Raw genomic sequence first — 7,629 nt, forward strand, 5'->3', positions numbered from 1 at the left:
TGGTGGAGCTATAAGGGTAAATGTGGTTTCAAGGGGTGGAATGCTATACATGGAGCAGAAGGATGAATGGACAGACATGTCAACACCACTAATACCATGCGACGATAACCTTGAAACACTGAAATTCTACATATGGTCCAATGGTGTAAAACAACCAGTGGAATTCACAGTATTAGAGGATGGGAAGATAGACCTATACGTGGAGAGGAATAGGCTGCATAAAATTAGAAATCTATGATTTAAATTTATGGTAGCCGGGGGGAGATTCGAACTCCCGTCGACGGGGCCAGAGCCCGTCATGCTTGGCCGCTACACCACCCGGCTAACCCAAAAATATTTTGAAAGTTCAACTGTAAAAATTTATCTCAATTTGAAGCTCTATGAATTTCATGGGAAACATTTATCTTTACACCGCCATCCCTAAGCATAGCTGAGACGGAGCAATACTTCTCCATGGAGAGCTTAATGGCTTCTGAAAGCTTCTTCTCATCCACATCTCCACGGACAATATACTTTAAATCCACATATGTGTATACCCGTGGATCCTCATCCCTCCTAACCCCACTAACATGAATCTCGAAGGATTCAACCTTCTGCCTCATCTTGAAAAGTATTGAGAGGACATCGTAGCCTGTACATCCAGCTAAAGCCATTAGTAGAAGCTCCATTGGGCTTGGACCTGCAGGTGGAATATCTGGTATTGGAGCCTTCATCAATACAACTTGATTCTGACTGTTCCTAGCCATAAATCCTACTCCAGGTATGAATTGCAAGTGGACATCGACATTAACCACCATATATCACCCCAGAATATATCTTAGCCTTCGATAGATCTGCAACTTTACATTCAAAACCATACTTCTTAACATTATCTAAGCCATGCTCAGTGGTTATAATCCTACCGCCAGAACCCACAACCACACCGTCCACCATTATAACCCTCCCCCCAGAAATACCCATACATGCAGTTCCAGTCAATGGGTCTATGACGGTTATATCTGCATCGGCTCCAACCCCAAGATGCCCCTTCCCCTCCAAACCAAACATCATGGCAGGATTCAATGATAGTTTAACGGCTAAATCCCTCAAACTAAGAGCACCAAACTTTACTAGGAGCATCCCATACTCCACCTGGACATTTCTAGGTATATCCCCACCATCAGTGCTAATGGCGTCAACGACAAACTTCCCACCATCCTTAGCAGTGGCCAAAACTATTTGAGCTTCAGGATCATTTACCGGGAAGCTTATGCCAATATCAGTTCCAGCTTCAAGCCACAATCTAACCCCCTCCTCACCTGTAACGAGTACCGATTCACCGCCAGCCTCAACCCTAACATGGGCGTATCCATCCCTTATGGCCTTCTCCAATCCAGCCTTGGATACGGGATACCCCCTCATCTTCAAACAATTCCTAGTAACATGGCTGGCTGGAACATCACCAACACATAAACCGCTGGTGCCATTTATCAATGCCAAATATGATTCTGAGGCAATCCTCTTCCTACCCTTCAAGGCTGAAATTGCCTTCAAAGCTTCATAAACAGGATCTTCAATAAGCCCCCTACAATAACTGTTAACGTGGGCTATGTGGAGACCATTACCTCCAGCCAAATCTAAAGCCTCCAAGAATCCATTCAAATCACTACCAGTCCTAGTTGTACCAACATGGAAGGCTATGTAGCATCCAGCCTCATTACATTCACTTATAATCTCAGCGGTAGTTTCAGGTGTGAAGGGGTTGTGTCCACCAGTAATCTTTATTCCAAGGGATCCTTCACCCATAGCCTTTGAAATTGCATCCCTAATCTCGCTGGTGCCAAGAGTTTCACCAGCCTTAGGATGATAGTTCCTAATATTGGTAACTGTTCCAACATTCAATCCAGCACCATAATTCCTCATATTCATAGCTATGGACTCCATGGATGCAGACATATCTATGGCAGTTACAACCCCAACCTTAGCCATCATCCTATGCCCCATCCTACCAATATGGGTATGTGAATCTATAACCCCAGGGAAAACTATCCTATCAGATACATCCAAAACCTCAGCTGCATATCTAGGGTCAATATCTGAATCCAATTCAACCACAACGCCACGGGAAACCCCTATATCCATGTAATCCTCCAAACCATTCTTAGGATCCACAACGAATCCACCCTTCAAAACCAAATCATATTTAACCATAAAACAATCACCAATAGAATTGATGGATTCATAAATAAATAAAGGTATGGTTAAACCATTAAATTGGGCGAGGCATCTACCTACGCTTAACAGCCTCAAGTATCTTCTGCAATAAGGCTTCAGGGGGGTAAGCCCCCACAATCTCAATGGAATCATTTATAACAGTCTTTGGAACTGCTGAAACGGAATACTTCAATGCAAGGTTTGGGAATAGGGATGCATCTATCATTTCACTCTTAATCTTCGGATTTATTAGCGAGAAGGAGTGGGCGACGCCCACAGCCATGGGGCAGTATGGACATGAGAGGGTTACGAAAACCTTAACATCGACATCCACATTCACTTCACCCACAGCCCGAACAACCGATTTTGGAAGATGGGTTTCCCCAGTGGATGCATGAATTAAATCTTCAAGTAAACTTGAAAACTCATAACCCAATGGGACTCCTAGAAACCTAGCCATACCACCAGTTTGCGGTGAAACCACTATTATCGTGGGAACATAGGTTACATTGTACTCATTAAACTTCCCCCTAGAATCCTCATAAACATACTTCTCCAAAACAATCTTACTGGATAATTCCGATAAATCTTGAAGTAGGGCTTCAGCCTCCCTACAACCAGCACACTTATACCTCTGAGTAAACAATAAAACCCTAACATTATCCCTTAATCCGCTGAGAATCCCCTTAACCTCATCCACATAATCATCTGGAATAATCCTCAAATAGACACCACTAAAAATGTGGAATCCATGAAATATTAACTTTTCCAAAATAGTGGGGAAAACAATTAATTTTGAAAGGTTACGATAAGAATAGTGTGGATGAGTGGGATTGATGTACGTTATTGGAGTTGACGGTGGAGGAAGCAAAACAGAAGCAGCTTCAACACTAATAAATGGGAAGCTAGTGAAGAGGCATACCTCCGGAAGCATAAACATAAATGCAGTGGGATTCGAAGAAGCAAAGAGGAATTTGCTGGAAGCTTTAGAAGCAGTTAAGTTGGAGGGGAAAGCAAAGGTGTGCGTTATAGGGGCAGCTGGACTGGAAAATGAGAGGAATAGGGAGCTGATAATGAATGCCTTGAAGGAGGATTATGCCGAGAAGGTGATACTAACATCAGATGCAAAAATAGCATACAAAGCCACACCGAGAGGGGAGGGGGAGAAGATGATACTAATATGTGGAACTGGATCCATAGCATACATGGAAGTTAATGGTAAACCACTAAGAGCTGGAGGATGGGGATACCTACTTGGGGATGAGGGGAGTGGATTCTGGATAGCTAGGAAAGCCATAAGCAAAATATTAAGGGGGTATGATGAGGGTAAACAGCCTACAAACCTAGCCTTAAAGATCATGGGGAAATTGAATGCCGATAAACCGCAAAAGATTGTGGAGAAGGTTTATGGTGGAATGGGAATTGTGGAAATAGCGAAGATAGCTGAGGATGTGGCTAAAGCCTTCGAGGAGGGGGATGAAGAGGCTAGTGAGATAATGATGGAAGCAGCATGGGAACTTGCAAGGCTAATAAAGATACTGATAAAGAGGAGTGGAGTAAACAAATGCGAAGTATACTGTTCAGGTGGAGTATTCAAAACTTCAAGTAAACTAATTGATGCAATAAGAGGATACGTGGAATCAGAATACCCAAATGTAAAGATATGTAAATGCAGTTATAGGGGGGTTGCTGGAGCAATATTAATGGCAATAGAAGAAGCTGGATTAAAAGTAAATGAGGAAGTTATTAGGAATATTGAGGGGTGGGCGAATGCATGAAAGAAGGATTTTCGAAGAATTGAAGGAAGCTCCCACTGAAGCTAGGATAAATTTGAATGTAAAATTGGAGGAGCAACCCACAATAGAGATATTGAAGAGGATAAATGAAGAGGATAAGAGGGCCATAGAAGCAGTTTCAAGGGAACTGGAAAACATAGCGAAAGCCGTTGAAACCATCGTTGAAGCATTATCAAAAGGTGGGAAACTAATATATGTTGGAGCTGGAACAAGTGGTAGACTGGCAGTAATGGATGCAGCTGAACTCCTACCAACATTCAACGTTGGACCAGAAATGGTGGAAGCAATAATTGCAGGTGGACCTGGAGCAGTATTTAGACCAGTGGAGGGGGCTGAAGACGACTCGGAAATGGCTATAAGGGAACTTAAAGCCAGAAGATTGAATTGCGGTGACGTAGTGGTGGGGATAAGTGCCAGTGGGAGAACACCATTCGTCATATCAGCATTAAAATATGCAAAGGAAGTTGGAGCAAAAACCATAGCCATAACCAGCAATAGGAGGGGGGAGATAGTGAAACATGCGGATATACTAATAGCCCCAGAAACAGGGCCAGAAATAGTTACTGGATCCACTAGGATGAAGGCTGCAACTGCACAGAAGGTTATATTAACCATGATGAGCACGGCTACGATGATGAAGCTTGGAAGGGTGAAAAGTGGATTAATGATAAACCTTACACCAGCCAGTGAGAAGCTTAGGGAGAGAGCCAAGAGGATAATAATGGAGGAAGCTGGAGTATCATATGAGGAGGCAGGGGAAAAGCTCATTGAAGCTGGAGGGAACGTTACATTGGCAATAATAATGGCTAAGACAGGCTTAAATGCTGAGAAAGCAAAAGAGCTACTTAAAGAAGCTGGGGGGATACCGTCAAAGGCAATAGAAATTGCGGAGGCGAAGAGGGGTGGGAAGAGTTAAGGTTGGATTGGAAGTTTATGCAGAGGAAGAGTTTAAGGATGTGAGGGGTGGAAGTGTAGCCATAGTGGCAAACCAATCGAGCATGACACCACAATTCACACACATAATAGATGAAGCTAGGGTTAAGGGGAAATGCAAAGTTAAGAGGGTTCTCACACCAGAACATGGATTCAAACTTGTTGATGCATGTGAAGAGAGGGATGAGGAATACGATGTGGAATTGAAAAGCATATATGGTGAGAGTTTAAAGCCGAATAAAACCGATTTGGAAGATGTGGATGCATTGATGTTCGATCTACAAGATGTTGGTGTAAGATGGTACACATACATATCCACACTATACCACTGCATAGAAGCATGTGGGGAATACTCAAAACCAATAATAGTGCTGGATAGACCAAACCCACTAACAGGGGAGATAGTTGAGGGAGCCATACTGAAAACACAATACAAGTCACCCATTGGAATAGCGGAAATACCAGTGAGATATGGATTGACGATAGGTGAATTAGCCACATACCTAAATGAGAAATACAATTTAAAGGCTGAAGTTAAAGTTGTAGCCATGGAAGGGTGGAATAGAAGCCTATGGTTCGATCAAACAGGGCTACCATGGATGTATACATCCCCAAACATGCCAACACATGAAACAACACAAGTGTATGTTGGAACATGCCTAATAGAGGGGACAAACATATCTGAGGGGAGGGGGACTGCAAAACCATTCCAAATAATTGGAGCCCCATGGATTAAGGGGAAGAAGCTCGCCGAAGAACTAAATAGGGTTGGATTAACTGGAGTTGGATTCAGACCAGTGGCATTCAAGCCTTGGAGGGGGAAGTATGCTGGCAAAATATGCAGTGGAGTGGAAATACACATAACAGACAGAGAATCATTCAGACCATTCCTAACAGGAATACAAGTAATAAGCACGGTTAAAAGGCTATATCCAGACAAGTTTAGGTGGAGGAAGGTTAAGGGGGGATACTGGATAGATATGCTCGTTGGGGATGATAGGGTTAGGAGGGGGATAGATGAAGGTGGAGATCCATGGAGCATAGTGGATGAACTGGAGGGGGAACTCATAAAATACGCATATGAGAAGGAGAATTACCACATCTACTAACCAGAAGCATGATGTCTAAGCTTAACTGGAAGCTTCCCACGAGCCCCCTCAAAACCACATAAAACATCCACGAGAGCTGAAAGTGAGGGTGGATTCAAACCGTAGGTTAATAGGATTGGCTTAGAATCACCAATGAGCTCAACATCATACGGCAAACCAGCAACAACAATCGCAGAAACTCTATCCCTAACAATCCTATACAAATTCATCTGGAAATCGTTGAATATGGCATTATATGTGAAGAATATGACTCCATCAACGTTTCGGGAAGCCTCCAAAATATCATCAATGGGGGAGCTCTCATCATAAAAGTATAAGACAATGTTCTCCACATAACTTCCAAACTCACCCACAACCATACCAACAACATCACAATCGAATTTGGAGAGGAATCGTTCAAGAGGTTTTGGAATCAAAATAACTATGGAATTCAAATCCTTAATGGGCTTAAAGGCTTCACCATTAACTAGAGTTATGGCGTTTAAGGATATATCCCTAGATGCCACCCTATTCCTCCTGAAAAGGGATTGTGAAAGCTTGACTGGTGGATGAAGATTTAAAGCAGACTTAATCCTACCCCTAACAGCCTCAATCTTAGCATAAGAATCATAAAGGACGCTTTGATCAACCCTACCACTCTTAATGCACTTAATTATTGCATCCTTCAATTCGAAAACAGAATCATAATCATCACATCTTAGGAAGACGTTTAATCCAGCATTTAAACCATGAAATGCAACTTCCCCAACATCAAACCTACCACTAATAGCCTTCATTTCAAGGGCATCTGAAATTATGAGACCATTAAACTTGAGAAGCCCCCTCAAAATATCCCTCAAAATCTTCTTAGATAGAGTTGCAGGGAGACCGGTTTCATCAATCTTTGGGAAGGATACATGGGAAGTCATTATTAGAGCCACATCAGCATCTATGGCAGCCTTAAATGGTTTAAGCTCCCTAGCCATAAGCAAATCAAGATCAGCATCAACTTTTGGGAGATCTATATGTGAATCTATGGATGTATCGCCATGACCTGGGAAATGTTTAGCCGTAGCCATAACCCCAATGGATTGCAATGTGGAAACATACTTTGAAACCATAACAGAAACTGCATCGGGATCATCACCAAAAGACCTTAAACCTATAACTGGATTCCTGGGATTAGTATTCAAATCTGCAACTGGGGCGAAATTCACATTGAAACCCAAAGCCTTAAGCTCTTCACCAGCAATCCTAGCTACACACTCCACATTGGATGGATCCCCTGAAGCTCCAAGGGCCATGGCACTTGGTAGTGGAGTAAGTCTCTCAGACCTGAAAACCACACCCCCCTCATGATCCAAGGCTACGAGGAGTTTTGGTAAACCGATATTTGAAGCGTAATCTTGAATTTCACCTATAAGCCTCTTAACATGGGTCAACCCCCTAATATTCCTCTGAAATAAGACTAAGCCGCATGGCTTAACCCTCCTCAAAACATCCATAAGCTCAGAATCCAATTCATACCCCTTAAATCCCATCATAATCATCTGTCCAGCCAAGAAGTCCAAATCCAAATTTCATACACCAAAACTAATTCATAACGGGAAAACTTAAAA

At 42.7% G+C, this 7,629-nt stretch carries 8 protein-coding genes and 1 tRNA gene; 4 read left to right on the forward strand and 5 right to left on the reverse strand.

The annotated features are described in order from the left end of the window. The coding region (locus MRT15_RS07745; RefSeq protein ID WP_304329484.1) for a hypothetical protein at positions 1 to 238 on the forward strand (238 nt) is incomplete at its 5' end. Positions 239 to 248: 10 nt separating this feature from the next. Here the strand turns inward: MRT15_RS07745 and MRT15_RS07750 are convergent. The 4 genes from MRT15_RS07750 to MRT15_RS07765 form a co-directional block, all read right to left on the reverse strand. Continuing rightward, positions 249 to 324, reverse strand: a tRNA-Gln gene (locus MRT15_RS07750). Positions 325 to 365: 41 nt separating this feature from the next. Beyond that, positions 366 to 797: an OsmC family protein gene (locus MRT15_RS07755; RefSeq protein ID WP_304329485.1), complete on the reverse strand. Its 432-nt coding sequence runs from the start codon at positions 795 to 797 to the stop codon at positions 366 to 368. Further along, positions 787 to 2,190, reverse strand: a complete 1,404-nt coding sequence (locus tag MRT15_RS07760) for a dihydroorotase family protein (RefSeq protein WP_304329486.1) — start codon at positions 2,188 to 2,190, stop codon at positions 787 to 789. The genes MRT15_RS07755 and MRT15_RS07760 overlap by 11 nt, the downstream gene beginning before the upstream one ends. A gap of 76 nt (positions 2,191 to 2,266) precedes the next feature. After that, positions 2,267 to 2,917, reverse strand: coding sequence for a thioredoxin family protein (locus tag MRT15_RS07765; protein WP_304329487.1), 651 nt, complete (start codon positions 2,915 to 2,917; stop codon positions 2,267 to 2,269). 112 nt (positions 2,918 to 3,029) lie between these two features. On the opposite strand from MRT15_RS07765, the gene MRT15_RS07770 reads away from it, so the two are divergent. The 3 genes from MRT15_RS07770 to MRT15_RS07780 are packed head-to-tail and all read left to right on the forward strand — an operon-like array spanning position 3,030 to position 6,031. Further along, positions 3,030 to 3,971, forward strand: coding sequence for an N-acetylglucosamine kinase (locus MRT15_RS07770; protein WP_304329488.1), 942 nt, complete (start codon positions 3,030 to 3,032; stop codon positions 3,969 to 3,971). Then, a complete protein-coding gene (gene murQ / locus MRT15_RS07775) occupies positions 3,964 to 4,905 on the forward strand; it encodes an N-acetylmuramic acid 6-phosphate etherase (RefSeq protein WP_304329489.1) in 942 nt (313 codons plus the stop codon). The genes MRT15_RS07770 and murQ overlap by 8 nt, the downstream gene beginning before the upstream one ends. Next, positions 4,892 to 6,031, forward strand: a complete 1,140-nt coding sequence (locus MRT15_RS07780) for a DUF1343 domain-containing protein (RefSeq protein ID WP_304329490.1) — start codon at positions 4,892 to 4,894, stop codon at positions 6,029 to 6,031. The genes murQ and MRT15_RS07780 overlap by 14 nt, the downstream gene beginning before the upstream one ends. On the opposite strand, the gene MRT15_RS07785 is transcribed toward MRT15_RS07780, so the two are convergent. Further along, entirely contained in the window at positions 6,028 to 7,587 is a 1,560-nt protein-coding gene (locus tag MRT15_RS07785; protein ID WP_304329492.1) for a glycoside hydrolase family 3 protein, read from the reverse strand. The two genes, MRT15_RS07780 and MRT15_RS07785, sit on opposite strands and share 4 nt — an antisense overlap. Positions 7,588 to 7,629 lie beyond the last annotated feature (42 nt).

Source organism: Candidatus Culexarchaeum yellowstonense, from assembly GCF_024707025.1.
In the GTDB taxonomy this organism is placed as follows: Archaea; Thermoproteota; Methanomethylicia; order Culexarchaeales; family Culexarchaeaceae; genus Culexarchaeum.